The sequence below is a fragment of the Algoriphagus boritolerans DSM 17298 = JCM 18970 genome, from assembly GCF_900108085.1.
Taxonomy (GTDB): Bacteria; Bacteroidota; Bacteroidia; order Cytophagales; family Cyclobacteriaceae; genus Algoriphagus; species Algoriphagus boritolerans.
Map to the genome: position 1 here is coordinate 201873 of NZ_FNVR01000004.1, position 23893 is coordinate 225765.

Here is a 23893-nt window from a genome sequence, read left to right on the forward strand (position 1 = left end):
AATCGACATAAGGACAACCTTATCCTAATCTATGCCATCAATAAGAGAAGACTGGCTCAAAAACAACAGGAAATCCAAACGCTCAAAGCTGGAATCAGAATTCTCAGTAGAGTCATTGAGCAAAAAGCCGAAGGTTAAAATCTGGAATGATCCAACTATTTCTCCAAAGGTCTTGAACTACTGGATGACTAGGATCTTGAGAATCTGGATAAAAGAGGTTTAACCAAAAAACAGCTGATTTTCCCAAGTCTAAAGGATTATCAGCGTGTAATTGCCTCCATGAGATCCGACTTCGAATCCGGATTCTTTTGCAAAGAAATGGAGGGGAGTTTCTCCAGCGCAATAGGACAGCTTGGCAGAGGATTTGGAGAGGAAGATTTTACCCAACCTTGGAAGATGCAGCAGCTACGATTTTATATTTAAGCATCGAAAATCACGGTTTTGTAGATGGAAATAAACGTATAGCGATCGCATCTATCAAAAAACCCTCATACAAAAATGAATGAGGGCCTTATTTTTCTTCAAACAGGATATTTCGGTTTAAATTTTACTTCAAAAATTTAGTTGATTTTCCGGAAATATAACCAGTTAATTATTTCTTGGCATTCTTGGCGTAAAAATCCGACATCGCCTCCCAATCTTCATCTGAACACAAAGGGATATAGTTTATTGTGAATTTTTGCAGTTTATCCTTGCGGGTTTTTAAAATTTGATCCTGTTTATTTAGTTTCCTTTGGTAATGTAGCTTTACTAAAGCGGTTTTGATTTTTGTGTTCATTCTTAATTTAAATCTTTTTGAAAAAAGTGTTTTTCTTTTAATAATCTGTGAATCTTTAGTCACTGGAAGCTCGCTTTTTACTGTTTCTGCAGAATTATTCATTGAAGAAATATTCGTCCCTTTTCTATTAGCCAGTTCGCTTTTCTTATTTTTCATCGTGTTAAAAGCCTAAAAATTTTATGTGAGCCAAGGTAAGAATCACGAGGTTCTTAAAAATACCCAGTACTGGGTATTTTTAAGAAAAGTTATTCCTTTTGACCAGCGATTTACGATAGAAGAAAAAAATTGGATGTAGGTGAAAATCAGTTTAAAAAATTCAAAACCTTTTCTAGACTACTGGTAGCTATGATTCTATTTTTTAAACAATTTGACAATTTCTAATTCCTGCGTAGGAGCTTGTTGTAGTAGGCTATTGAAGTAAGGCCAGTTTTTTTTAGAGGTCGTTCAGAAAGCCTTAGAATCAGTATATTCTACCGCACTTCGATGATGTTTTTGAGGCTGCTTTTTAATCGTGCTCAATGAGTGATATAGGTCATTCTGTAAAGGAAAAAAAATGATCTGGAGACGCTAATCCAAGCTTAAAAAAAAGGTAGCACAATCGGCTACCTTTTTTTCATGAAATGATCAACGGCATACTTTCCTGCTCCAAAAGCCAGGATTCCAATAAATACACAAATGTAAAGTAGCGGCAGCTCCTTTCTTCCAAAAGGGTCATTCCAGTGCGCATAAAATGCGGCTGTCAACATCGTGAAGATCAAAGGGATAGTCGCTAGTCGGGTTTTGAATCCGACCATCACCAAAATAGCACAGATTACTTCAGCAAAAATTGCCAATCCTAGGGAAACTTCAGGACCCAATCCAAATGGGTCAGCAAACTTAACCGGTCCTTCACCGAAAAGACGGCCAATCTTTGGGATACCGTGCGTTAACATCATTCCGCCGGCGCCGAGTCGAATTACCAGCAAGGCCAAATCATTCCATAAATTAGTTTTCATAGCTGTTGAGTTGATAATTTTCTGAGTTGAAATTATTTTTTGTTTTTGGGTGGGGAAGTTCTTTTATTTAAACGACAAGCTTGAGTTATTCACCGGATTTTTGGCCTGATACGATGCGGTCCTTTCCATTGAGATCCTTGATGATCCGTATTTCTTTAAAATCCAAGGCTGAAAGCACCCTGACAACTTCATTTCCAAACCTTTCATTAATCTCAAAATAGAGCTTCCCATGAGGTTTTAGCAGGTGTTTTCCTTTTTCGGCTATTTTTTTGTAAAAAACCAAAGGATCATCGGTTGAGACGAACAGTGCCAAATGGGGTTCAAAATCCAGTACATTTCGATGCATTTGTTCCTTTTCGCTGAACGGAATATAGGGAGGGTTGCTTACAATGAGATCCAAATCAGAAAGGGGGGGTATTTCGGCAAGGATGTCACAGGGCAGGAATTTAACTTTTGCCTGAAGGGCCTTTGCGTTTTCTTTGGCAATTTCCAGCGCATCTTCTGAAATATCCACAGCGAACACCTCCGGGTTTTTCATTTCCAAAGCCAAGGTAATCGGAATGCAACCGGTGCCGGTCCCGATGTCAAGAATCCTCAAGTTGGCTTGGGGGTTTTCTTTGATGATCAGATGGACCAGCTCTTCGGTTTCATTTCTGGGAATCAAGGTGGCAGGGCTTACCTTGAATTCCCTTCCATAAAAAGGCCCATGACCCAAAATATACTGAATCGGCTCTCCGGTTTTCAGTCTTTCAAAGTCTTGTTTAAGTGCCTCCGGAAGGTCTTTTTCTTCTAAAAAGTGCATCATGTCAACCCGCCTCATTCCCAGATGATGTTCCAAAAGCCAATGAACGAGTGAGTCAGCTTCTGGCTTTGGGTAAAGTTTTAGATGAGAACTCCAGCGATTTACGAGTTCCAAAAATGCGCCCATGTGTAGCGAATGAATAAGAGGTGACGTAAAGGTAAAAACAAAAAGATAATCCGATGAGAAAACTGCTACTTGCCCTTACTGTATTTTTCACTTTTCCTCTAATCGGGCTTACCCAAACAGAAATTTGGGTTGAATTTGATGGTGTTTATTTGCAAAAACAGGATGGCTTAAGAGCATACGGAGAAAAAAACAATAATCTAAATGGAAGTATTAGACCGTTTGTGGGAATAGGCCTAGGCAAATCATGGTCAATGGGGCTGATGGGGGATTTTTTATCCTATCGTGACAGAGAGGAAGATATCCCAAGAAGTTTCCCACTTTACAATCCTAATCCAACAGAGCCAGGTGGACAGGAGATTATTGGATATCAACGGGTATATAATCAGGCGGCAAAAACCAATGAATTTTTTTCCTTTGGGACGTTCCTAAGAAAAGATGTCCAAATCGGAAACAGGACCGCTTTGAGTTTTACTCTTTATGGTATGAAAGGAACAGGAGAAAACGGCATTTTTGAAGTTTATCCGGAGTTTTTTTACACTGGATTTCCAGGTTGGGGTTGTGCCAATTGCTTGAGTGTAATTCCAGGCCCAATAGAAACAAAATTTAAAGAGGAAACATGGCGATTTGGAGTAGACCTAGGATTCAATTGGGAATTAAATTCTTGGGTAGAGATAGGAATAAAAGCCAACTTTTTGGAGTTCAGAAAACAAATTTTAAGCGGTTATCCTCAACTTACCAATGGTTATTATCCACCGGATTGGTATTTCAATTATCCAATGAATTATGGAAATAGAATTGATTTTGGCTCTGCTGTCGCGAGGGAGGGGATTCGTGTTTCAGTCAATTTGAGACCCTTTTCTCAAGGAAAAGGCGAAGCTCAGTAATTCCCCTTACCTTTGTGGAGAGATTTTCCTCCCATGAAGCTACACAACAACACCATTCGCGGAGTTCATACCGCACTTCAAGCCATATTCGAAGAAGGCCAATACGCTGACAAAGTCATCGAACGAACCCTGAAGTCAAATCCCAAATGGGGAGCCAGAGATCGTTCCTTCATTGCTGAGACTACCTATGAAATGGTTCGCTGGTGGAGGCTCATCGGTCATTTAAGTCCAACTAAAGACTATTGGGATCTTTTTGGCACATACTGGTTGATGCAAGGCAATCAACTTCCGGAGTGGGAAGAATTCGCCAGAATCAATCCTGACAAATTGAAAGGAAAATACGAGTCAATCGAGGATCCTGCCATGCTGGAATCCATACCGGAGTGGCTTCATAAGTTGGGCAAAAGTGAACTTGGTGATAAATGGGAGGCCGAAATCCATTCGCTTAATGAAGAAGCCGAGGTTGTTCTTCGAGTAAATACACTGAAAACTACCCGTGAGCGACTCAAAAATCAACTTGCGGCCGACGGTATCAATACGTACATCGTCAAAGGTTATCCTGATGCCCTGGTTTTGGAGCAACGGGAAAATGTCTTTCGTCATCCGGCATTCAAAGAAGGGCTTTTTGAAGTGCAGGACGCAAGCTCTCAACTGGTAGCTGCAGCCTTGGCGGTAGAACCGGGGATGCGGGTAATCGACGCCTGTGCCGGTGCAGGAGGGAAAGCCCTTCATTTGGCCGCTTTGATGGAAAACAAAGGTAAAGTCCTGGCAATGGATGTGGAGGAATGGAAGCTTCAACAGACTAAACTGCGAGCTCGGCGGGATGGGATTTCGATCATTGAACCAAAGGCCATCGAAGGAACCAAGACTATCAAAAGATTGAAGGAATCAGCCGATCGATTGCTGTTGGATGTCCCCTGTTCAGGTCTTGGGGTTTTGAGAAGAAATCCGGACACCAAATGGAAATTAAGCCTTGAGTCCATTCAAAAAGTGCGGGATACGCAACAGGAAATTCTTCAAAGTTACCCTTCGATGCTCAAGCCTGGCGGACAAATGGTCTATGCCACCTGTAGCATACTACCATCTGAAAATGAACTTCAGGTTAAGAAGTTTTTGGATAGTGAAGCAGGTAAAGATTTTGAATTGATAGAAGACCAAAAAGTCTTGGCCCAGGAGAGTGGTTTTGACGGATTTTATATTGCTCGATTATTGAAAAAAGGGACGAGCGCATAGAGATTTTTATGGATATACGGAACTCTGCCATTAGCTAACTTCGAAGTTCAAATGAACTAGTAAATGCCAATTATTGGACTTCTTCGGTCTCCCAGCCCAAAATCAAGGGTATATTTGTATACTGGAAGAAAAGCGTATAATCCGAAATGTTTTTTTGCATTCAATTAAAAATCAGCAGTTTATTTTTAATTTCAGTAAAAAAAACAGAATGAAACTAGAGCTGATTTTTTCGATTGCAAACAGCACGGCATTTATATGCTGGATTCTTTTATTCATTTTATATCAGAAGCGCTGGGTCTACCGAGTGCTTTTTTCTTTTGTATTTACTGCAATGGCTGCGGTTTATCTTGTTTTCATCCTGAAAGGGATCGGAGGAGATGCTCCCGGTGGCTTTGATTCTTTAGCTAACGTGAAACTGCTTTTTTCCAATGATGAGCCTGTGCTTGCCGGTTGGATTCACTATTTGGTTTTTGATCTTTTTGTGGGCATGTGGATTTGTCATGATGCAGACAAGCGAAAGATAAATCGCTGGGTCTTATTGCCCTGTTTACTATTGACCTTTATGCTGGGACCCACAGGACTTTTGCTTTATTTCATAATTCGGGTGATTTATTTGAAAAAATTTCCTCAGGATCCCTATGCTGAAAACATGGTACATTGAATTAAATCGAAGAAATTATTTTTTAGCGAAATCAGGCACATTTTGCTTTTTGTTGGCTGCCTTGTTGGCCTTTTTTCCATTTGTTGATCCCCGGGAACTGCAAGGCGTGAGTGTCTGGCTCAAGCCTTTGAAATTTTTTATTTCTGTAGGCATTTTTTTCTGGACGATGGGCTGGTTGATGGACTATCTGGGGGAGCCGAAAAAAGTAAAAATAATGAGTCTTTTGATTTTCTGGTTGATGGTAATTGAGTTGGTTTTGATCACATTCCAAGCTGCCCAAGGCAAACTTTCACATTTCAATATCAGCTCATTTTGGGATATCATAATTTTTCAGATAATGGGAATTGCCATCTTGCTAAATTCATTGGTTGTGGTTTGGTTTTTTATCTGCTTCAAAAAAGTTTCTCATTTGCCCAAGGGCTATGCACTCGCTATTCAGATCGGATTGATCATTTTTTTGATTGCAGGTTTTGAGGGATTTGTGATGGCAGGAAGGCTTGGTCATACCGTAGGTGCCGTGGACGGACAGGAAGGGATTTTTCTTTTAGGCTGGGCAAAAGCATATGGAGATTTACGAATTTTCCATTTTTTGGGCCTACATGCGCTGCAAGTCTTGCCCCTGTTGGCCTGGTTTTTTTGGAAAGAAAGTTTGAAAATTTCCGGAATAGTTGGTCTTCTTTATTTTTTACTCAGTTCAGCCACACTCTGGATGGCAATTCAAGGAAACGGATTTTGGCAGGTTTAAACCTAAGATTTCCAACGTTTCTTGCTTATCCTGCAAGCTTTTAGTCGGTTTTTGATACAATTTTTGCATCGCAATGGGATCGCATCGGTTTTTGTGTGTAACTTTGGCGGGCAAATAGGGTTACCTATAACCAATGTTTGCCATGAATCGAAACTCATCTAAGTTCCTTTACGAAGCACTCACCTACGACGACGTGCTTCTTGTGCCGGGTTATTCCGAAGTTCTCCCACGCGAGACCAAAACTTCCACCCAGCTGACAAAAAAAATCCGACTGAATATTCCTCTGGTATCCGCTGCCATGGACACCGTGACCGAAGCTGAATTGGCTATTGCAATTGCGCTTGAAGGTGGAATGGGATTCATTCATAAAAATATGTCCATTGAGAAGCAAGCGGCTCAGGTTCGCAAAGTGAAGCGATCTCAGGCCGGTATGATTCTCGATCCAATTACACTTCATATTGACTCAAAAGTCCGTGATGCCGAAACCATCATGCGGGAATACCATATCGGAGGCATCCCGGTGGTTGATGAAGATAAAGTGCTGAAAGGCATTATCACCAACCGTGATCTCCGATTCATCAAAGATCAAAACCGGTTGATCCGTGATATTATGACCAAAGATAACCTGATCACTGCCAAGTCGGGAATTTCTTTGGAGCAGGCAGAAGAGATTCTTCAAGAATATAAAATTGAAAAACTACCGATCGTTGACGATGAATTCAAGCTTTCAGGACTGATCACTTATAAAGATATCCTTAAAAGAAGAGATAAGCCCAATGCATGTAAAGATGAATATGGTCGGCTAAGAGTAGGTGCGGCTGTGGGAGTCACTCCCGACATCGTAGATCGTGTGGAAGCTTTGATAAATGCCGGAGTGGATGTGGTATCTATCGATACCGCGCATGGGCATTCCAAAGGAGTGATAGAAACCTGTAAACGAATCAAAGCAGCTTTCCCGGATTTGGAAGTAATCGTCGGAAATATTGCTACTCCGGAAGCAGCCATTGCTTTGGCTGAGGCCGGGGCGGATGCGGTGAAAGTCGGAGTAGGGCCAGGGTCTATTTGTACAACACGAGTGATTGCCGGAGTTGGAGTTCCGCAGCTTTCGGCAGTCTTTGAGTGTGCGGAAGCCTTGAAGGGTAGCGGGATACCTGTAATCGCAGACGGAGGGATTAGATATTCCGGAGATTTGGTCAAAGCGATCGCCGCAGGGGGAAGTTCAATTATGATCGGATCACTTTTGGCGGGAACTGAAGAAGCTCCCGGGGAAATGATCATTTTTGAAGGAAGAAAATTCAAGTCCTATCGAGGAATGGGATCCCTCGAAGCAATGGAGTCCGGTTCCAAAGACCGATACTTCCAAGATGCCGAGGACAACATCAAAAAACTGGTTCCCGAAGGAATTGTAGGAAGAGTCCCATACAAAGGATTGGTTTCTGAAGTGCTTTACCAATTGGTAGGAGGACTCCAAGCCGGTATGGGGTACTGTGGTACAAAAACAATTGAGGACCTTCAGCGCAATGGGAAATTCGTCAAGATTACTACTGCAGGTGTCAAAGAATCCCATCCACACGATGTGAGTGTGACTCGGGAAGCTCCTAATTATAGTTTGAAATCTTAAAGTATGAAGGCCGATGCTACTCTAGTCTCGGCCTTCTTTTTTTAACTTGCTGTGGTTTGAAAATCATCCATTTACTTCAAAAGTTACCTCCCATTCCTCGATCAATTTTACAGTTTTTGCAAATTCCCTGTGTAGTGGATTGATCAATAAATTATGCTCCTGAGGAAAACTTTTGAGAGGGATTCTGATTGAGGGGATTTTTAAAGTTGAGGATAGCATTCCTTTCGCCCATGCTGTTCCAAATTCTTGGGTTGATCTTGGAAAGGGCCGGTTTTTCCAGTCTGAGGATAAGGATTCCACATCAAGTTCTGGGACTGGACCCTCTATCTCCAACACTCCCAACTTCCATTTACTTTGGCTGACGACAGGTCCTTTGATGCTTAGTAACTCCAGGAAATTGAGCGAACTCACCGCGCAGGCATAGATCATTGGAGTACCCAATTGATTCCACCTTCCTGGCCCAAGTCCATATCCAAGACTTTCCCTACCGGGTATATTTTCCATCAGCCGGAAATACCGCATTATTAGAGGATATTACCCCAAGAAATCGCCTCCAAAGCCTGATCGACTAAGGAAATCTGGTAAGGATTCTTGAGAAGGGTGACGGGTTTTTGATCTCCAAGTGCACTATTTGGAGTGTGTAGCCATTGGGAGAGTAAGGCTTCAGAGCCAAAAATCCGGATGCCTTTGGCGATAATCTGATCCATCTCCAATAGGTTTTTGGTAAGCGATTTACTGAGTTTTCTGTCTTCCTTTTTCCAGCGGAAAAGTGTACTGGGATCTACTTCCATTACTTCTGCAATGTCATGCGTGGTGAAATCCAAATAATTAAAGAAAGAACTAGTCTCATGGAAGTCCAAAACAGCTCCATAAGGCTCTCTCTGCTCATTGACAAGCGATATTGAGTCTTTGAAGAAATGATAGGGGCGAATACCAGTCTCAATCACTTTTGGATTTTGGTCTGAGAATCGAATCTTCCATGTCTGACTCATAGCTATATTCTTTATTCACACCAATTTACAAACAATATTCTTATTTGCAAGTTTGGATTATCTTTTTTGCAATATTTATTTTTCCATCTTTCTTTTGATGTCGTCGACAATCGCAGCTGCATGGCTGATGCTGTTTTCGATAAAAAATTCCCGTGTATTAAGTCCACCACAAACTACACCAGCCAAATACACACCCGGTACATTTGATTCTTGATTGGTTTGATCGTAGCAGGGTTGACGTTTTTCGTCCAGGCTCATTTCCACCCCGAGCTGATCCAAAAGCGAAAAATTGGGTTGGTATCCGGTCATTGCCAAAACCCAGTCATTGGCGATAGTCACATCCCCTTTTGGCGTTGCGATGACAACCTCATGTTCCCGGATTTCTTTGACTTTGGATTGAGTGTATGCGGTAATCGAACCTTCTTTGATTCGATTCATGATATCAGGACGCACCCAATATTTGACATTTTCGTCCACCTCATCTCTCAATAAAACCATACTGACCTCAGCGCCTTTTCTCCAGGTCTCCAATGCAGCGTCCACGGCAGAATTTGCACCACCCACAACCAGAACTTTCTGATTGATAAAAGGCCATGGCTCTTTGTAATAGTGCAGTACTTTTGGGAGATTTTCCCCGGGGACATCCATCAGGTTGGGCAAATCATAAAAGCCCGTCGCAAGAACAATTTTTCTGGTTTCGTAATTGCCTTTGGAGGTTTTTATGGAGAACGTCTCTGCATTTTTGCTCAAGGTCTGAACTTCTTCATAGAGATTGACTTTTAGCTGGAAATGGAAGAAAATCCTCCGGTAATATTCCAAGGCCTCTGTCCGGGTGGGTTTTGCCGCAACAGACATAAAGGGAATGTTGGCCATCTCCAGTCGATCTGAGGTGGAGAAAAAAGTCATATTGACCGGATAGTTGTAGATCGAATTGGTCAAGGCGCCCTTTTCCAAAATCAAATAATCCAGGCCTGCCTTTTTTGCCTCAATTCCGCAGGCTAAGCCGATTGGCCCCCCGCCGATAATAATTAGGTCGTGTAACTTCTCCATTCTTGTAATAATTTAAATGTGTATTCGTGTCTCTGAAAATATAGAAGGATCCCAATCAAAAGTTCGTTCAGTGATTGCGGTTTTTCCTCTTTGATCTCGGATTACTGCTGTGGCTGATACTGTACCGTAATTGGGAGGAAGTCGAATCAGTTGAGCAGACAGCCCGATTTCCATCGTTTCAGACGCTCCTGTTTTAGGGAGATTTTCCAGCGGATGGGTTGCTTGCGATTTTAGAATTGTCAGAAGTCGATCTTCCTCAATTTCCCCAGATATGGTTTCAGACAACTGCTTTTTAGCCAACTCAACTTTTGGCCAGGGATCATTGATCAATCCATTGCTCAATCCGTGAATTCCGGGCTGGATTTCCTGAATTTCATTCTTGTAGTTACTGAAGTAGAAAAGCCGCTCTCCATCAGAGACTAAAAGATTGAAGCCTTCGTATTTATCTTTAATAAGAAAAATTCTTTCTAAATAGTTTACAGGATCTTCTTCTTTCTCTAGGAAGTTTTGCACCAATTTACCCCGACTGATTTCCGCGCGTTGAGGCCGTGTGAAATCCCGGTAATTTGTCAGTAACGCCCATTTGCCTTCGGGATGAAAACCCATCCATGTTCCGCCCCCACGAAGATCTTTTCCTGCAATAATTCCTGATTCCCATCGATGAATTACTTGGGTAGGCCGATCAAAAAACTCATCCCGATTAGCACTGAGAATGAGTGGATAGGTTGGGTGATCCTTCCAGGAAAAAACTACTAAGCACATGATGTAAAGGTATAAAAAAGGGCTGTTTTCGGACAGCCCCTCTGGGTGAATTAACTAACTTCTGCCTCTTTTAGGCTCGGGTAGTCGATAAATCCCTTTTCCCCGGGAGTATAGAATGTGCTTTGATCCCAATCGGCAAGTGGAGCATTTTCAGCAAAGCGCTCGGGCAAATCAGGATTAGAAATGAAGGGTTTGCCAAAAGCAACTGCATCGGCATATCCGTCTTCGATTACTTTATTACCTGATTCCTGGTCAAAAGCATTATTGATCACTAAAGTACCCTTGTAGATAGATCTGTATCTTTTGGCAATGTGTTGCTCCGCAAAAGGGATTTCACTTACATCGGTAAACGGCTCGGAGAGATGGAGGTAAGCCAAGTCGTATTGATTGAGTCTTTGGATGATATAGTCGAAAGTGGGGATGGTTTCCTCATCCATGGTCATCCCAAAAACACCGTGAAGGGAGGGGTTGAGTCTCAATCCGATTCTGTTTTCAGGCATCACTTCTTTGATGGCATCGATCACTTCGAATAGAATTCGGGCTCGGTTTTCGATACTTCCTCCATATTCATCTGTTCGATGGTTGGAGGTTCCATTGAAGAATTGATGAAACAAGTAGCCGTTGGAAGAGTGAATTTCCACCCCGTCAAATCCGGCCTCCATGGCGTTCTTTGCTCCGTTTTTAAAATCCAAAATGGTCTGCTTGATTTCTTCCAATGTCATTGCTTTGGCAGCTACCGTGTCTTTGAATCCTTCCGGAGTATAGGATTTTGAGTGGGGATTGGTGGCTGATGCCGAAAGCGGGAGCTCTCCATGATGAAAATCGGGATGGGACATCCTGCCTACATGCCATAGTTGGATAAAGATGTGTCCGCCTTTCTCATGTACGGCTTTGGTTACACCTTTCCACGCTTCGGTTTGCGCTGCAGAATAAATACCCGGAGTGTTGATATAGCCAACTGCCCGAGGAGAAACTTGGGATCCTTCGGTGATAATTAAGCCTGCCGAAGCCCGCTGTCTGTAATATTCTTCGTGAAGTTCAAAAACTTTGTTTTCTGCATTTGCTGCTCTACTTCTGGTCATTGGAGCCATCCAAACGCGATTTTTTAGCGTTAGGTCACCCACTTGGATTGGCTGTAAAAGTGGTTGATTGGTACTTTTCATGATTGTTGATTAATAGTTGGAATTAGATGTATATACAACTAATATGATCCCTTCTTAGTTCACCGGTTGAATAAAATATAAATTTACCCAATCTTCAACCTTTAACAGGGGACCCAAGCTTGACCTGGATTGCCGAAACCAAATAAAATAGTGGAGCGTATTTTTTGAAATAAGCTTGGGCTAAAAGGAGTACAAGCACTCCGGAATTACAGGTAAATTTCAGTGAAACAGTATTTAACATATTTTAATACGAAAATAATCGTACTATTTTTTGAGATTACGATTCGCTTCGTATATCTTTGGTACGAAAGAAATCGTATTATCAAACATGAATAAGCCCACTGAGTCTGAATTGGAAATCTTGTCCCTGCTTTGGGAACTGAAAGAGGCAAGCGTACGACAAATCCACGAACGATTGTCCGAAACGAAAGACACCCGCTACACGACCACTTTGAAGACCATGCAAATCATGCATGCCAAAGGAATGGTCACCCGTGATGAAGAAAACCGATCACATATTTACAAACCGGCGACAAATCAGCAAGAGACTCAAAAGTCACTCCTGAAAAACCTGATGAGTACTGCGTTTAACGGTTCGTCAAAGGCACTGGTCATGCAGGCCCTGGGACAGGACAATCCTTCGAAGGATGAAATAGATGAAATCAGAGCGTTTCTAGACCAACTCGAAAATAACTAGCAATGAGACTTTTAAACGATTGGGTTTCAGAAAGTCTGCTGAAAGCCCTTGGATGGACTTTAGTGCACTCGGTTTGGCAGCTTATTTTAATTGCCGCCGTGCTGTGGATCTCGCTTAAAATCGTCCATCGGGCAAAACCGTCCTTAAAATACGGGTTGGCTGTAGGTGCTTTGGCTTTAGCATTTATATTTTCTGCTGTGACTTTTGCTTATCAGTATGAGGTTCAGCTTGTCACTGTCACATTGGAAAATACCGGTAGGAATGTTAAGGTTTTTACCGATCAATCGCTTAATCTTTCAAGTGGATCACAGATTGGATCCGAAGCAAATCTAGTGGTCTCTTGGATTGAGCAAAACATATCCTTATTGGTGAATTTCTGGTTTTTGGGAGCGCTTTTGTTTCTTTTTAGGCTGATCAACAGCTTCTCGGAATTACGAATTTTGAGAAAATCCGCTACAGCAGTCGTTGATTTTCAGATTCAAAGGATTGCCTACCGTCTAGCCAACAAAATGGGTGTGACAGGAGATGTTCGGTTGAAAATCAGTACGGTGTGCATTTCGCCCTTGACTTTTGGGACTTTCAAACCTATTATTCTTCTGCCCGCAGGCTTACTGTTTCAGCTTTCGCCTGCTCAGCTCGAAGCAATTATTGCACATGAATTGGCGCATGTGAAGCGAAATGATTACATCGTCAATCTACTTCTTTCGGGTCTGGAGGTTATCTTCTTCTTTCACCCCTGCTACTGGTGGATGAATAATACTGTCAAAGAGCTTCGAGAAAATGCCGCAGATGATCTTGTCATGAAAGCGGGCATTGAACCTAAAAATCTTGCCACAAGCTTGGCCGAGGTGCTTAATTTTGCGAAGCAAAATCCTCCGGAATTGGCTCTGGCAGCTAGTAAAAGGAGAAATCCAACACTTCAAAGAATCAAACGAATGCTTGGTTATCCGGCTCAAAACTATCCTCAAAACCCTATTATTTCTATCCCTATGTTACTTACCCTACTTCTCAGCGCCGGCCTGATGGGCAGCGCACAGCAAGACACACCGAAACCAATGGAACCGGTAGCTCCAATTTCCGCCGGAGCACCCGTGGCCGGTTTCGACGCAATTGCCCCTAACGCTCCTGATACTACGGTAATCAAAAAATATGAAGCTCCAGAAAGTCCAAGGTCTTATCATTTCGGGAAAAATGTAATGGTTTTCTCTGATGGAGGATATTCCTACAGGATCTCTGGGGACACTTTGATTTCAGATGAGGATACCATTATCCTTTCGGGAAAAACAAAAATTGCTTTTGATAAACTTCAAGAATTTAGTGGTGCTCCTATCCCGGAATTTAACATTCCGAATGCGCCAATGATGCCTATGAATTTTGAAATGGCTCCTCTCCCTGATTTTAACATGGAAATCCCATCTAATCTCAATGCCTTTGCAGTTGAGGCCATGCCTTTCTTGGAGCCTATGAATTTTGCTTTCGAAATGGGCTCAGTCATGCCGATGATGGCCTTTTCGGATACTACCAAAATGTCCCAAGAACAACGTGAAAAATTGACCAAAGAATGGGCTGAGCGCTCAAAAGAGTTTGCAAAACAAGCAGAGCAGCGAGCTCAGGAGTGGTCCAAGCGTTCCGAGGAATGGGCTGCCAAATGGAAGGAAGAAGAAGTCGAGCGTGAGGCAAAGATGGAAGCCTGGAAAAAAGAATTCGAACCAAAAATGAAGGAGTTCGAACAGAAAATGAAAGAATGGCAAGCAGCTCAAGAGCCAAAAATCAAAGAATTTGAGCAAAAATTGAAGGAGTGGGAGGCCACTCACAAGCCCAAGATGGAAGAGTTTCAGAAGCGAATGGAAGTTTGGCAAAAAGAACACCAAGCCAAGCTTCAGGAGTTTCAAAAACTGGTTCAGGAAGAGCTAAAAAAAGATGACAATAAGTAATTAATTGTGTGTTGATCCTTATAATTAGACTCGTCCTTTGGGCGGGTCTTTTTTATTGTTTAGCCGGGAATTGCTCCCCCTTTGTAGGAATCTAATGAAATTCATGGGAAATCCTCCCACTTTTTGATGTCGAATTGAAATCCTCTGTTTTTGAAAGTTTGTTTCCTTAAAAAAAAACGCCTTTTTATTCGATTTTGAGGATTTTTCGGACACATTGTGGCGTGTCTTAACACCTTGAGTATCAATAAAAATTTCTTTGATTTTTTAGAAAAAATATTGGCTTGGATGAAACTTTTGTCTACTTTTAATTCAAAGTGGGAAAAAGTGGGGGAAAGTGGTAGAATGTGAAGTTGATTTTACTACTTTTGTTTTTACTTCAAACTCATCAAAAAGAAGAGTCAGGATATGTTCAATTGCAGATATGATTGTAAGCTGGATCCCAAGGGGCGTCTGGTTTTGCCTTCCAAAATCAAGGGGGCAATACCAGAGGCTAACGGGAATGCACTTATGCTACAGATGGCAGCTGACAGATGTCTTAAGCTTTATCCAATGGTGGAGTTTCGAAAGCTGGAAAGTCAAGTAAATGCACTTTCGGATCACAATGAAGAGACCCGTCGATTGAAGCGATCTTTTTTCACTCGAATTACTGAAGTTGAATTGGATAGTGCCGGCCGATTCCTGATCCCAAAAGCCTTTCAGGAATACGCAGGGCTCGACAAGGATGTAATTCTGGTTGGAGTGGGTAGCAAAATAGAAATGTGGAGCGCAGATCGATATAAGGACTTCGTCATCGAAGACGATATTGAAATGTCAAAACAGATGGAAAAACACCTCTCCTGAAGTCATGACAACCTCTGCCTACCATATCCCGGTGATGCTTACCCAATGCATTGAAGGCTTGGCTATAGATCCCAATGGAACTTATGTCGATGCCACTTTTGGTGGAGGGGGGCATTCAAGAGAAATCCTTAAGTATTTGGATAAAGGACATCTCTACGGTTTCGATCAGGATGAAGATGCCCTGGCAAATGCTCCTAAAGATGAACGTTTCACTTTTGTACAGGCAAACTTCCGGGACATTAAGCGATACCTCAGGCTTTATGGAGTGAAGCAGGTGGACGGGATCTTGGCTGATTTGGGAATCTCCTCCCATCAGATTGATGTGCCGAGTCGCGGTTTTTCGACGCGATTCAGTGGAGAATTGGACATGAGAATGAATCAATCCGCCGATCTGAAGGCCAAGGATGTATTGAATGCCTACGATGAAGGGAGGCTTCACAAGATCCTTGGGATATACGGAGAAGTGAAAAACGCAAAGACGCTCGCCCAAGCTATCGTATCCGAGCGAGCTCAAACACCTTTCGAAACGACGGAAGGGTTTACTGCTTTTCTAAAGCGATTTGCACCAAGGGGGAAGGATTTTAAATACTACGCCCAGGTCTTTCAGGCGCTGAGAATCGAAGTCAACGATGAGATGGGGGCTTTGGAAGAGATGCTGCTTAGTGCGGTGGAGCTCTTGAAGCCAAAGGGAAGACTCGTAGTCATGAGCTACCACAGCCTTGAGGATCGATTGGTGAAAAATCTGATCGCCAAAGGGAAATTTCAGGGTGAAGTGGAGAAAGACTTCTACGGAAACCTGATTCGGCCGCTTGAGCCGGTAAGTCGAGGATCGGTAGTGGCAGATGAGGAAGAAGTAGCTGCTAATCCAAGAGCAAGAAGTGCGAAACTGAGAATAGCCAAAAAAATTGCAAAATGAGTCAGAACACATTTAAAAAGAAGCTGAAGGAAGGAAATGCCCCGAAAGCAGGTCCCAAGAGGACGCTTTTTACTTGGATCGAGGAGAAACTCGATGTGAAAGGGATATTGGGCGAAGGAGTTCCTGTTCAATTTGTTCCCCCGGTTGGTTTCCTTGTACTCCTAGCGCTAATCTACATTTTCAGCAATCACCGAGCGGAGAGCATGGTCCGAAAAATCGAAAAAGCCCAGCAGGAAGTGGAGGATCTCCGTGCGGATGTCACCACCCTGGAAGCAGAATATATGCAGAGCAGCATGCAGTCAGAAGTGGCGAAGCGGGTTGCCAAGCTTGAAATCTATGAATTGAATCAGCCGCCAATCAAAATAGTGGTAGAAAAGTGAACATAAAACGCTCCATAGTGCTCCGAGTAAGAGTGGTCTTCCTCCTGGTTGCTTTGGCTGCCTGCGCGATCCCATACAAGATCGCAGTTGTGCAGGTGAAGGAGGGAGATAAATGGAGAGCAAAAGCAGAGCAGGTTAATTTTCAATACCGGGAAGTGCCCGCCACACGTGGCAACATCTATGCGACCGACGGAAGCCTTTTGGCTACGAGTTTGCCTTTTTATCGGGTTGCGATAGACCCGACCATGGCCAAAGACTCCAAGTTCAAGTCTGGAATCGATTCACTTGCCAGAAACCTCGCCGCATTTTACAAAGACAAATCAGCTACAGCCTACAAGCGCATGATTCAGGATGCGAGAGGAGACAAGAAACGTTTCCTGATACTCAACAGAAAGCAAATTGGGTATCAGGATATGCAAAAAATGATGGCTTGGCCAATTTTCAGGGAAGGTCGCTTGGGTGGAGGAGTGATTTTTGAAAAAGTAGAGAAGCGATACAGACCTTTTAATTCATTGGCAAGCCGGACTGTTGGTTTTTTGAATGAAGACGATTACGGTGCAGGAATCGAATATAGCTTTAATACCTATCTCAAAGGAAAAGACGGAAAGGCCTTGTTTCAAAGATTGGCCGGAGGAGTGTGGAAGCCGGTTTTTGATGCCGAAGATATTAAGCCCGATAACGGCTATGACGTATTTACCACCTTGGATGTAAACATTCAGGATGTAGCAGAGACTGCGTTGCGGAGACAACTGACTGATCGAAATGCAGCTTTTGGCTCTGTAATCGTCATGGAAGTCAAGACAGGTCATGTGAAAGCGATGGCCAATCTGCAGCGCAATAAAAGCGGCAAGGGCTATTCCGAAAGCTACAATTATGCTGTGGGTGACATCGGCAATACAGAACCTGGTTCAACTTTCAAGTTGGTATCGATGTTGGCACTTTTGGAAGAAAATAAAGTTAGCCTCAACGAAAAGATCGAAACCGGTAACGGAGCGCACAGATTCTATAATCAGACGATGTACGATGCCAAAAACGGCGGCTTTGGTACCATCACGATTCGGGAAGCTTTTGAGAAATCCTCAAATGTGGCGATTTCCAAGCTAGTGGATATGCACTTTGGATCCAGTCCATCCAAGTATATGGCCTACATGGATAAGGCAGGTATAGCCGAGCCATTTGACCTGCAGTTATCAGGCGAAGGAAAGCCTTTTTTCAAAAAACCAGGATCCAAAACCTGGTATGGGACCTCACTTCCTTGGATCTCCATCGGATACGAATCCAAACTCAATCCCATTCATACCCTTGCTTTCTACAATGCGGTCGCAAATAACGGGGTGATGATGAAGCCGCTTTTTGTAAAGGCAGTGGGAAGAGGAAATACCTTGATTGAGACTTTTGAACCGCAGGTTTTGCGTAAGCAAATCGCCTCAGAAAAAACGGTAAAGCAGCTCCAGGAGCTTTTGGAGGGTGTCGTCACCAGAGGCACTGCAAGAAATATCCTAAACGAAAATTATAAAATCGCCGGAAAAACGGGGACGGCTCAGAAAATCGTCAATGGAAAATATACCGAAACATATTACACGAGTTTTGTAGGCTACTTTCCGGCAGATCGACCCAAATACAGCATGATCGTGGTTATCGACAGTCCCAAGGGTTTTGCTGCTTATGGAGGAGATGTTTCTGCACCGGTTTTCAAAGAAATCGCTGATCGGATCTATGCGCTGGACATGGAACTGAATCCTGTGGATCAGTCCAAAATATTTTTGGCAGAAAACACAACCAGCAAAATGCCGCTCATTTCTTCCGGAAAAGGAGAAGAGCTTCAGGGGATTTTGGATGAACTGGGAGTGGCGGCCAAAAGCCCCTCGGCTGAGGATTGGATCAAAGCTTCCCTGGTAGAAGGGAAAATTGAACTAAAGATAAATGATACCGAAAAAGCGGTCGTGCCGGATGTTTCAGGCATGCCATTGCGGGATGCGCTTTTTGTCCTCGAAAACAAAGGGCTCAAAGTAAACTACAAAGGCAAAGGAAGAGTGATGGAGCAATCCATTTTGCCGGGAACTCAGCTGACCCCAAACGCAACGATAAATCTGGTCTTAGGATGAAAGTGCTCAAGGACATATTATATAAAGTATCGCTGACCTCGACCATTGGAGACATGGATTGTAGCGTGAGCAATATTGTCTTCGACAGTAGAAAAGTGGAGCCTCAGAGTGCTTTTGTGGCGGTTGCCGGGACGCAGGTGGATGGCCATGAATTTATTTCCGCTGCTTTGGAAAAAGGAGCAACGGTGATTGTCTGCGAAAAGCTTCCTGAGGAGATCCTCGAAGGAATTACTTATGTACAGGTTGTGAATTCAGCCAAAGCTTTGGGTATCATCGCTTCCAATTTCTTTAATAATCCTTCCGAAAAAATCAAAGTAGTAGCTGTGACGGGTACCAATGGAAAGACCACCACAGTGACCCTGTTGCACCAACTTTTTGAGGCGATGGGGTACAGCTCGGGGTTGCTTTCCACTGTAGAAAATAAGATCAACGAGCAGGTGATTCCTGCTACCCATACTACGCCTGACGCAGTTAGCGTGCAGGCTTTGCTTCGCAGAATGGTGGATGAGGGCTGTACGCATTGCTTCATGGAGGCAAGTTCGCACGCCATAGTTCAGGAGCGAATTGCAGGATTGAAACTGGCTGGAGCTGTGTTTACCAATATCACCCATGACCATTTGGACTATCACGGGACCTTTGACGAGTACATCAAGGCCAAGAAAAAGCTCTTTGATGAGCTTCCCAAAGATGCTTTTGCCCTGGTAAATGGAGATGACAGGCGAGGCTCGGTGATGCTTCAAAACTGCAAAGCGACGCCTCATTCTTTTGCGCTGAAATCTTCCGCTGACTTCAAGGCCAAGATACTTTCCAACACGCTCGAAGGACTCGAGCTTGAAATCAACAGCAAACAGATCTGGTTCCGGCTGATCGGTGCTTTCAACGCTTACAATCTGCTTTCTGCGCTTGGAGTGGCCGTTTTGCTGGGAGAAGAGGAAGAGGAAGTGCTTCGGACCTTATCGGCCATCCGTGGGGCAAAGGGTCGGTTTGATCGGATATCTATCGGTGGAATCATTGCCATCGTGGATTACGCTCACACACCGGATGCTTTGGACAATGTCCTGAAAACCATCAACGGAGTACGCACCGGAAATGAGCAACTCATCACTGTGGTCGGTTGTGGCGGAAATCGTGACAGAACCAAGCGGCCAATCATGGCAAAGTTGGCAGTGAGTGAAAGTAACAAAGTGATTTTCACTTCAGACAATCCTCGATTTGAGGATCCTATGGAAATCCTTCGGGAAATGCAGGCTGGAGTGGGACCTTCCGAAGTCCGGAAAACACTGACCATCGAAGACCGAAGAGAAGCAATCAAAACCGCCGTGATGCTTTCCCGAAAAGGGGATATCATCCTGATTGCAGGCAAAGGACATGAGGACTACCAGGAAATCAAAGGAGTAAAATACCACTTCGACGACGCGGAAGTAGTGACAGAAATCTTAGAACAATTCACAACTAACTGATATGCTTTATCCCATTTTTGACTACCTAGACCGAGTGCTGGACATCCCGGGGACGGGTGTGTTTCGCTACATCTCGTTCCGTGCGGGGATGGCGGCAGTTTTTTCCTTGATCATCACGATCACATTCGGCGAAGCCATTATCAATTGGATTCGCAGAAAGCAAATCGGCGAGACAGTACGGGATTTAGGTCTGGAAGGTCAGGCTCAGAAAAAAGGAACCCCCACGATGGGTGGACTGATGATGATCGCCGCGATTCTGATCCCGACGCTTCTTTTTGCCAATCTGAATAATGTTTACATCATTCTATTATTGATCTCCACGGTTTGGCTGGGCTTGATTGGATTTTTGGATGATTACATCAAAGTCTTCCGCAAAAACAAGGAAGGTCTGAAAGGTCGATTCAAAATCGTCGGTCAGATCGGAATCGGGATTATCGTCGGAGCGACACTTTATTACAATGACGATGTAGTGATTCGTGAGTTTTCTACTCCGGTTTCTATCGAGGAAGGCATCGTGGAGACCCCGTCATTTCAAGATGTAAAGGCGCTGAAGACCACCATTCCTTTTGTCAAAAACAACGAACTGGATTATGAGCGGATGTTGGGATTCCTTGGAGAATCCATGGTGCCGGTGCTTTACATCTTAGTGGCGATTTTCATCATCACAGCTGTCTCCAACGGAGCAAATATTACCGATGGAATTGATGGACTGGCAGCTGGGACCTCGGCCATAATCGGATTGGCGATTGCGATTTTCGCCTACCTGAGTGGTAATGCGATTTTCTCCCAATACCTCAACATCATGTACATCCCCAACTCAGGGGAGTTGGTGATTTTCGCGTCTGCCTTTATTGGCGCCTGCATTGGTTTCCTATGGTACAACGCCTATCCCGCTCAGGTTTTTATGGGCGATACGGGTTCCCTGATGCTGGGAGGTGTAATTGCTGTATTGGCTTTGACGCTTCGCAAAGAGCTGTTAATTCCCATCCTGTGCGGAATATTCCTGGTTGAAAATGTGAGTGTGATGCTTCAGGTGGGCTATTTCAAATACACTCGAAAAAAATACGGGGAAGGACGAAGGATTTTCCTGATGTCTCCTTTGCATCACCATTACCAAAAGAAAGGAATTCATGAAGCCAAGATTGTGACCCGCTTCTGGATCGTCGGCATTTTGCTGGCTGTGATCACTTTGGCCACCTTGAAACTGAGATAGTAAGTAGATATGAAACAAATAGCCATCCTAGGTGCCGGAGAAAGTGGATTGGGAGCAGCATTGCTCGCCAAGCGGGAAGGCTATGGGGTTTGGGTGTCTGATTCTGGCTTGATTTCTTCCGAACGGAAAAATGCACTTCAGGAGTCGGGAATCAACTTTGAGGAAGGAGGACACAACGAGTCCAAAGTCCTGTCATGTGACCTCATTATCAAAAGTCCCGGCATTCCTTCAAAGGCGCCACTGGTAAAGAAGGCTTTGAATGAAGGTATTCCGGTGATTGACGAATTGGAGTTTGCTTACCGATTCAGCGCCGGAAAAGTAATTGCCATCACCGGAACCAACGGCAAAACCACCACCACGCTACTGACCTATCACCTACTCAAAGAAGCAGGCTACGACGTCGGCTTAGCCGGAAACGTGGGACAAAGCTGGGCTGGACAATTGGTCAATCAGGATCACAACTGGTGGGTGATTGAAGTATCGAGTTTTCAGATTGATGGATTCCAAACCTTCAAGCCAACGATCGCCATCCTTACCAACATTACTCCGGATCATCTGGATCGATACGAATATAAAATTGAGAACTACATTCTTTCGAAGATGAGCCTATTCAAAAACATGACTTCCCGCGAAAAAGCAATTATGTTTTTGGAAGATCCTTTGACTCAAAAAGGCCTCGAAATGAAGAAGTCAACTGCTGAAATCTATTGGATTTCCCTTGCGGAAAAACAGAAAAAAGGCGGATTCAGCGATTTGGAGACACTGGAAATAGCAGTCGAAGGAAAGACGGTGCAGATCCCAAGTTCCATTCTACCGATCAAAGGTTCGCATAATATCCTTAATGCACTCTGTGCAGGAATCGCTGCAACGATGGTAGGACTGGGGGAAGAGCAGCTGATTGAGGGTTATTCGACCTTTAAAAATGCGCCGCATCGGATGGAGCTGATTCGGGAAATCGATGGCGTTCGATTCATCAACGACAGCAAAGGCACTAATGTCGAAGCGACCTATTACGCATTGGGAAGCTATACCGAACCGATGATATGGATAGCGGGAGGAGTGGACAAGGGCAACGATTATTCAGTCTTAAATGATCTGGTGGATAAGGGCAAAGTCAAAGCACTTATTTGTTTGGGTAAGGATAATGAAAAGCTGAAGGATGCTTTTTCGGGAATTATATCAGAAATCAAAGAAACACAGGATATCCGTCAGGCAGTGACTTGGGGGCACGACATGGCAAGTTATGGTGAAGTGGTTTTATTGTCACCGGCCTGTGCCAGCTTCGATTTATTTAAAAATTATGAGGACCGTGGAGCGCAGTTTCGCAGCGCGGTTTTGGAATTAAAAGAAAAACAAAAGGCATGATTCAGCTGAAAGCATGGATAGACGAGCAGTTTAAGGGCGACCCCATCATCTGGGCGATCGTGATTTTACTGTCTTTGTTCAGCATCTTGGTGGTGTATTCTGCTACGGGGACCTTGGCCTACAAGACTGCCGGTGGAAATACCGAATTGTATTTGATGCGCCATTCTTTCTTGGTTTTTGCATCCCTTTTTGTGATGTGGCTGGCGCATAAGATGCCTTATAAAAAGTACGCGCTTTATGCTCGACTTTTCATGTATTTGTCAATTCCACTTTTGGCATTTACCTACTTATTCGGCTCCAATATCAATGAAGCCAATCGCTGGCTGACTATCCCGGTCATTAATCAGGCCTTCCAACCCTCAGATTTGGCGAAGCTTTCCCTGATTGCAGCCTTGGCGGCGATGCTGGCCAAGCGTCAAAACAACATCAAGGACTTTACCGGTACGTTTTTGCCGGTGATTTTGTCCATCGGAATTATCTGTGCATTGATAGGTATGGCCAATATGTCTACGGCGATTTTGCTCTTAATCACTTGTCTGTTGATCATGTTTATCGGCCGAGTTCCTCTAAAATACCTTCTTTTGGTCGTCATGGTCGGGGTTATGGGATTGACGATCGCTGTGTTCACAGGGCAAAGAGGTGAAACATTTTACTCCAGAATTGAGGCGTTCTGGGAATCAAAAGAGGACGATAGCAAAATTCCTTTCCAAGCAGAGCAATCCTACATCGCTATTGCGACCGGGGGTATTTCAGGAAAAGGGCCGGGTAACAGTGAGCAGCGCAATTCTTTGCCACACCCCTATTCAGATTTTATCTACGCCATCATCATTGAAGAATACGGCATGGTAGGCGGAGCGACAGTGCTTTTCCTTTACCTCGCGCTTTTGTATCGGGGAATGCGCATCGTAGCCAATTCCAATAAAGCCTTCGGAGGCTTGCTTTCCGCAGGATTAAGCTTTGCCCTTGTCATCCAGGCCTTGGTCAATATGGCCGTGGCAGTTGGCTTGGGACCAATTACGGGGTTACCACTTCCGCTCCTGAGTATGGGAGGAACGTCGTTGGTTTTCACCGGAACCGCACTGGGAATCATCCTGAGTGTGAGCCGCGGAGATCATTCGGATGAAGTTGCACCTACACCTGAAGTACGAAATAGATTAAGAACAGCATAAAC

25 protein-coding genes are annotated in these 23893 nt (G+C 43.8%); 17 read left to right on the plus strand and 8 right to left on the minus strand.

What is annotated here, in order from left to right; translation table 11 throughout:
- Positions 1-279: 279 nt before the first annotated feature.
- Positions 280-423, plus strand: a complete 144-nt coding sequence (locus tag C4S61_RS22270) for a hypothetical protein (RefSeq protein WP_235009824.1) — start codon at positions 280-282, stop codon at positions 421-423.
- A complete protein-coding gene (locus tag C4S61_RS22620) occupies positions 390-506 on the plus strand; it encodes a Fic family protein (protein WP_407640572.1) in 117 nt (38 codons plus the stop codon). The genes C4S61_RS22270 and C4S61_RS22620 overlap by 34 nt, the downstream gene beginning before the upstream one ends.
- An 86-nt stretch (positions 507-592) precedes the next feature.
- Here C4S61_RS22620 and C4S61_RS06145 read toward each other — a convergent pair whose 3' ends face one another.
- The 3 genes from C4S61_RS06145 to prmC all read right to left on the minus strand — a co-directional run bounded on the left by C4S61_RS06145 (position 593) and on the right by prmC (position 2701).
- Positions 593-934, minus strand: coding sequence for a hypothetical protein (locus C4S61_RS06145; RefSeq protein WP_103923895.1), 342 nt, complete (start codon positions 932-934; stop codon positions 593-595).
- A gap of 446 nt (positions 935-1380) precedes the next feature.
- Positions 1381-1773: a DoxX family protein gene (locus tag C4S61_RS06150; protein ID WP_103923896.1), complete on the minus strand. Its 393-nt coding sequence runs from the start codon at positions 1771-1773 to the stop codon at positions 1381-1383.
- Between the two features lie 85 nt (positions 1774-1858).
- Complete coding sequence (gene prmC / locus C4S61_RS06155; RefSeq protein WP_103923897.1) at positions 1859-2701, minus strand: peptide chain release factor N(5)-glutamine methyltransferase; 843 nt, start codon at positions 2699-2701, stop codon at positions 1859-1861.
- Positions 2702-2754: 53 nt separating this feature from the next.
- Between prmC and C4S61_RS06160 the strand changes: the two genes are divergently transcribed.
- From C4S61_RS06160 to guaB, 5 genes are all read left to right on the plus strand, one after another.
- Positions 2755-3585, plus strand: a complete 831-nt coding sequence (locus C4S61_RS06160) for a hypothetical protein (protein ID WP_103923898.1) — start codon at positions 2755-2757, stop codon at positions 3583-3585.
- Positions 3586-3618: 33 nt separating this feature from the next.
- Positions 3619-4818, plus strand: coding sequence for a methyltransferase domain-containing protein (locus C4S61_RS06165; protein WP_103923953.1), 1200 nt, complete (start codon positions 3619-3621; stop codon positions 4816-4818).
- A 208-nt stretch (positions 4819-5026) separates the two neighbouring features.
- Complete coding sequence (locus tag C4S61_RS06170) at positions 5027-5479, plus strand: ABA4-like family protein (protein WP_103923954.1); 453 nt, start codon at positions 5027-5029, stop codon at positions 5477-5479.
- Positions 5457-6224 carry a hypothetical protein gene (locus tag C4S61_RS06175; RefSeq protein WP_103923899.1) on the plus strand — a complete coding sequence of 256 codons (768 nt, stop codon included), beginning with the start codon at positions 5457-5459 and terminating at the stop codon, positions 6222-6224. The genes C4S61_RS06170 and C4S61_RS06175 overlap by 23 nt, the downstream gene beginning before the upstream one ends.
- A gap of 142 nt (positions 6225-6366) precedes the next feature.
- Positions 6367-7845: an IMP dehydrogenase gene (gene guaB / locus C4S61_RS06180; protein WP_103923955.1), complete on the plus strand. Its 1479-nt coding sequence runs from the start codon at positions 6367-6369 to the stop codon at positions 7843-7845.
- Positions 7846-7908: 63 nt separating this feature from the next.
- On the opposite strand, the gene C4S61_RS06185 is transcribed toward guaB, so the two are convergent.
- The 5 genes from C4S61_RS06185 to C4S61_RS06205 form a co-directional block, all read right to left on the minus strand.
- The gene (locus C4S61_RS06185; protein ID WP_103923900.1) at positions 7909-8367 is read right to left on the minus strand and encodes an RES family NAD+ phosphorylase; all 459 of its coding nucleotides are present in this window, start codon (positions 8365-8367) and stop codon (positions 7909-7911) included.
- A 2-nt stretch (positions 8368-8369) separates the two neighbouring features.
- Positions 8370-8837 carry an antitoxin Xre/MbcA/ParS toxin-binding domain-containing protein gene (locus tag C4S61_RS06190; protein WP_103923901.1) on the minus strand — a complete coding sequence of 156 codons (468 nt, stop codon included), beginning with the start codon at positions 8835-8837 and terminating at the stop codon, positions 8370-8372.
- A 75-nt stretch (positions 8838-8912) separates the two neighbouring features.
- Entirely contained in the window at positions 8913-9887 is a 975-nt protein-coding gene (locus C4S61_RS06195; protein WP_103923902.1) for a YpdA family putative bacillithiol disulfide reductase, read from the minus strand.
- Between the two features lie 12 nt (positions 9888-9899).
- Entirely contained in the window at positions 9900-10649 is a 750-nt protein-coding gene (locus C4S61_RS06200) for an NRDE family protein (protein ID WP_103923903.1), read from the minus strand.
- A 50-nt stretch (positions 10650-10699) separates the two neighbouring features.
- Positions 10700-11812 carry an alkene reductase gene (locus C4S61_RS06205; protein WP_103923904.1) on the minus strand — a complete coding sequence of 371 codons (1113 nt, stop codon included), beginning with the start codon at positions 11810-11812 and terminating at the stop codon, positions 10700-10702.
- 328 nt (positions 11813-12140) lie between these two features.
- Between C4S61_RS06205 and C4S61_RS06210 the strand changes: the two genes are divergently transcribed.
- From C4S61_RS06210 to C4S61_RS06260, 10 genes are all read left to right on the plus strand, one after another.
- On the plus strand, positions 12141-12509 hold the full coding sequence (locus tag C4S61_RS06210) for a BlaI/MecI/CopY family transcriptional regulator (protein ID WP_103923905.1): 369 nt from the start codon (positions 12141-12143) through the stop codon (positions 12507-12509).
- Positions 12510-12511: 2 nt separating this feature from the next.
- Positions 12512-14443, plus strand: a complete 1932-nt coding sequence (locus C4S61_RS06215) for a M56 family metallopeptidase (RefSeq protein WP_103923906.1) — start codon at positions 12512-12514, stop codon at positions 14441-14443.
- A 405-nt stretch (positions 14444-14848) separates the two neighbouring features.
- Complete coding sequence (mraZ, locus tag C4S61_RS06225; RefSeq protein WP_103923908.1) at positions 14849-15283, plus strand: division/cell wall cluster transcriptional repressor MraZ; 435 nt, start codon at positions 14849-14851, stop codon at positions 15281-15283.
- Positions 15284-15287: 4 nt separating this feature from the next.
- A complete protein-coding gene (rsmH, locus tag C4S61_RS06230; protein ID WP_103923909.1) occupies positions 15288-16199 on the plus strand; it encodes a 16S rRNA (cytosine(1402)-N(4))-methyltransferase RsmH in 912 nt (303 codons plus the stop codon).
- The gene (locus C4S61_RS06235) at positions 16196-16579 is read left to right on the plus strand and encodes an FtsL-like putative cell division protein (RefSeq protein ID WP_103923910.1); all 384 of its coding nucleotides are present in this window, start codon (positions 16196-16198) and stop codon (positions 16577-16579) included. Before rsmH ends, C4S61_RS06235 begins: the two co-directional genes overlap by 4 nt.
- Positions 16576-18684, plus strand: coding sequence for a penicillin-binding protein (locus C4S61_RS06240; protein ID WP_103923911.1), 2109 nt, complete (start codon positions 16576-16578; stop codon positions 18682-18684). Before C4S61_RS06235 ends, C4S61_RS06240 begins: the two co-directional genes overlap by 4 nt.
- Positions 18681-20144 (plus strand): UDP-N-acetylmuramoyl-L-alanyl-D-glutamate--2,6-diaminopimelate ligase, encoded by a 1464-nt coding sequence (locus C4S61_RS06245; RefSeq protein ID WP_103923912.1) that lies wholly within the window; start codon positions 18681-18683, stop codon positions 20142-20144. The genes C4S61_RS06240 and C4S61_RS06245 overlap by 4 nt, the downstream gene beginning before the upstream one ends.
- 1 nt (position 20145) lies before the next feature.
- Complete coding sequence (gene mraY / locus C4S61_RS06250; RefSeq protein WP_103923913.1) at positions 20146-21357, plus strand: phospho-N-acetylmuramoyl-pentapeptide-transferase; 1212 nt, start codon at positions 20146-20148, stop codon at positions 21355-21357.
- Positions 21358-21366: 9 nt separating this feature from the next.
- Positions 21367-22722, plus strand: a complete 1356-nt coding sequence (gene murD / locus C4S61_RS06255) for a UDP-N-acetylmuramoyl-L-alanine--D-glutamate ligase (RefSeq protein WP_103923914.1) — start codon at positions 21367-21369, stop codon at positions 22720-22722.
- Positions 22719-23891: an FtsW/RodA/SpoVE family cell cycle protein gene (locus tag C4S61_RS06260; protein ID WP_103923915.1), complete on the plus strand. Its 1173-nt coding sequence runs from the start codon at positions 22719-22721 to the stop codon at positions 23889-23891. Before murD ends, C4S61_RS06260 begins: the two co-directional genes overlap by 4 nt.
- Positions 23892-23893: the final 2 nt, after the last annotated feature.

Coding starts and splice junctions, on each gene's coding strand:
- C4S61_RS22270 (WP_235009824.1), top strand. CDS start 280: ATGAGATCCGACTTCGAATCCGGATTCTTTTGCAAAGAAATGGAGGGG.
- C4S61_RS06145 (WP_103923895.1), bottom strand. CDS start 934: ATGAAAAATAAGAAAAGCGAACTGGCTAATAGAAAAGGGACGAATATT.
- C4S61_RS06150 (WP_103923896.1), bottom strand. CDS start 1,773: ATGAAAACTAATTTATGGAATGATTTGGCCTTGCTGGTAATTCGACTC.
- prmC (WP_103923897.1), bottom strand. CDS start 2,701: ATGGGCGCATTTTTGGAACTCGTAAATCGCTGGAGTTCTCATCTAAAA.
- C4S61_RS06160 (WP_103923898.1), top strand. CDS start 2,755: ATGAGAAAACTGCTACTTGCCCTTACTGTATTTTTCACTTTTCCTCTA.
- C4S61_RS06165 (WP_103923953.1), top strand. CDS start 3,619: ATGAAGCTACACAACAACACCATTCGCGGAGTTCATACCGCACTTCAA.
- C4S61_RS06170 (WP_103923954.1), top strand. CDS start 5,027: ATGAAACTAGAGCTGATTTTTTCGATTGCAAACAGCACGGCATTTATA.
- C4S61_RS06175 (WP_103923899.1), top strand. CDS start 5,457: ATGCTGAAAACATGGTACATTGAATTAAATCGAAGAAATTATTTTTTA.
- guaB (WP_103923955.1), top strand. CDS start 6,367: ATGAATCGAAACTCATCTAAGTTCCTTTACGAAGCACTCACCTACGAC.
- C4S61_RS06185 (WP_103923900.1), bottom strand. CDS start 8,367: ATGCGGTATTTCCGGCTGATGGAAAATATACCCGGTAGGGAAAGTCTT.
- C4S61_RS06190 (WP_103923901.1), bottom strand. CDS start 8,837: ATGAGTCAGACATGGAAGATTCGATTCTCAGACCAAAATCCAAAAGTG.
- C4S61_RS06195 (WP_103923902.1), bottom strand. CDS start 9,887: ATGGAGAAGTTACACGACCTAATTATTATCGGCGGGGGGCCAATCGGC.
- C4S61_RS06200 (WP_103923903.1), bottom strand. CDS start 10,649: ATGTGCTTAGTAGTTTTTTCCTGGAAGGATCACCCAACCTATCCACTC.
- C4S61_RS06205 (WP_103923904.1), bottom strand. CDS start 11,812: ATGAAAAGTACCAATCAACCACTTTTACAGCCAATCCAAGTGGGTGAC.
- C4S61_RS06210 (WP_103923905.1), top strand. CDS start 12,141: ATGAATAAGCCCACTGAGTCTGAATTGGAAATCTTGTCCCTGCTTTGG.
- C4S61_RS06215 (WP_103923906.1), top strand. CDS start 12,512: ATGAGACTTTTAAACGATTGGGTTTCAGAAAGTCTGCTGAAAGCCCTT.
- mraZ (WP_103923908.1), top strand. CDS start 14,849: ATGTTCAATTGCAGATATGATTGTAAGCTGGATCCCAAGGGGCGTCTG.
- rsmH (WP_103923909.1), top strand. CDS start 15,288: ATGACAACCTCTGCCTACCATATCCCGGTGATGCTTACCCAATGCATT.
- C4S61_RS06235 (WP_103923910.1), top strand. CDS start 16,196: ATGAGTCAGAACACATTTAAAAAGAAGCTGAAGGAAGGAAATGCCCCG.
- C4S61_RS06245 (WP_103923912.1), top strand. CDS start 18,681: ATGAAAGTGCTCAAGGACATATTATATAAAGTATCGCTGACCTCGACC.
- mraY (WP_103923913.1), top strand. CDS start 20,146: ATGCTTTATCCCATTTTTGACTACCTAGACCGAGTGCTGGACATCCCG.
- murD (WP_103923914.1), top strand. CDS start 21,367: ATGAAACAAATAGCCATCCTAGGTGCCGGAGAAAGTGGATTGGGAGCA.
- C4S61_RS06260 (WP_103923915.1), top strand. CDS start 22,719: ATGATTCAGCTGAAAGCATGGATAGACGAGCAGTTTAAGGGCGACCCC.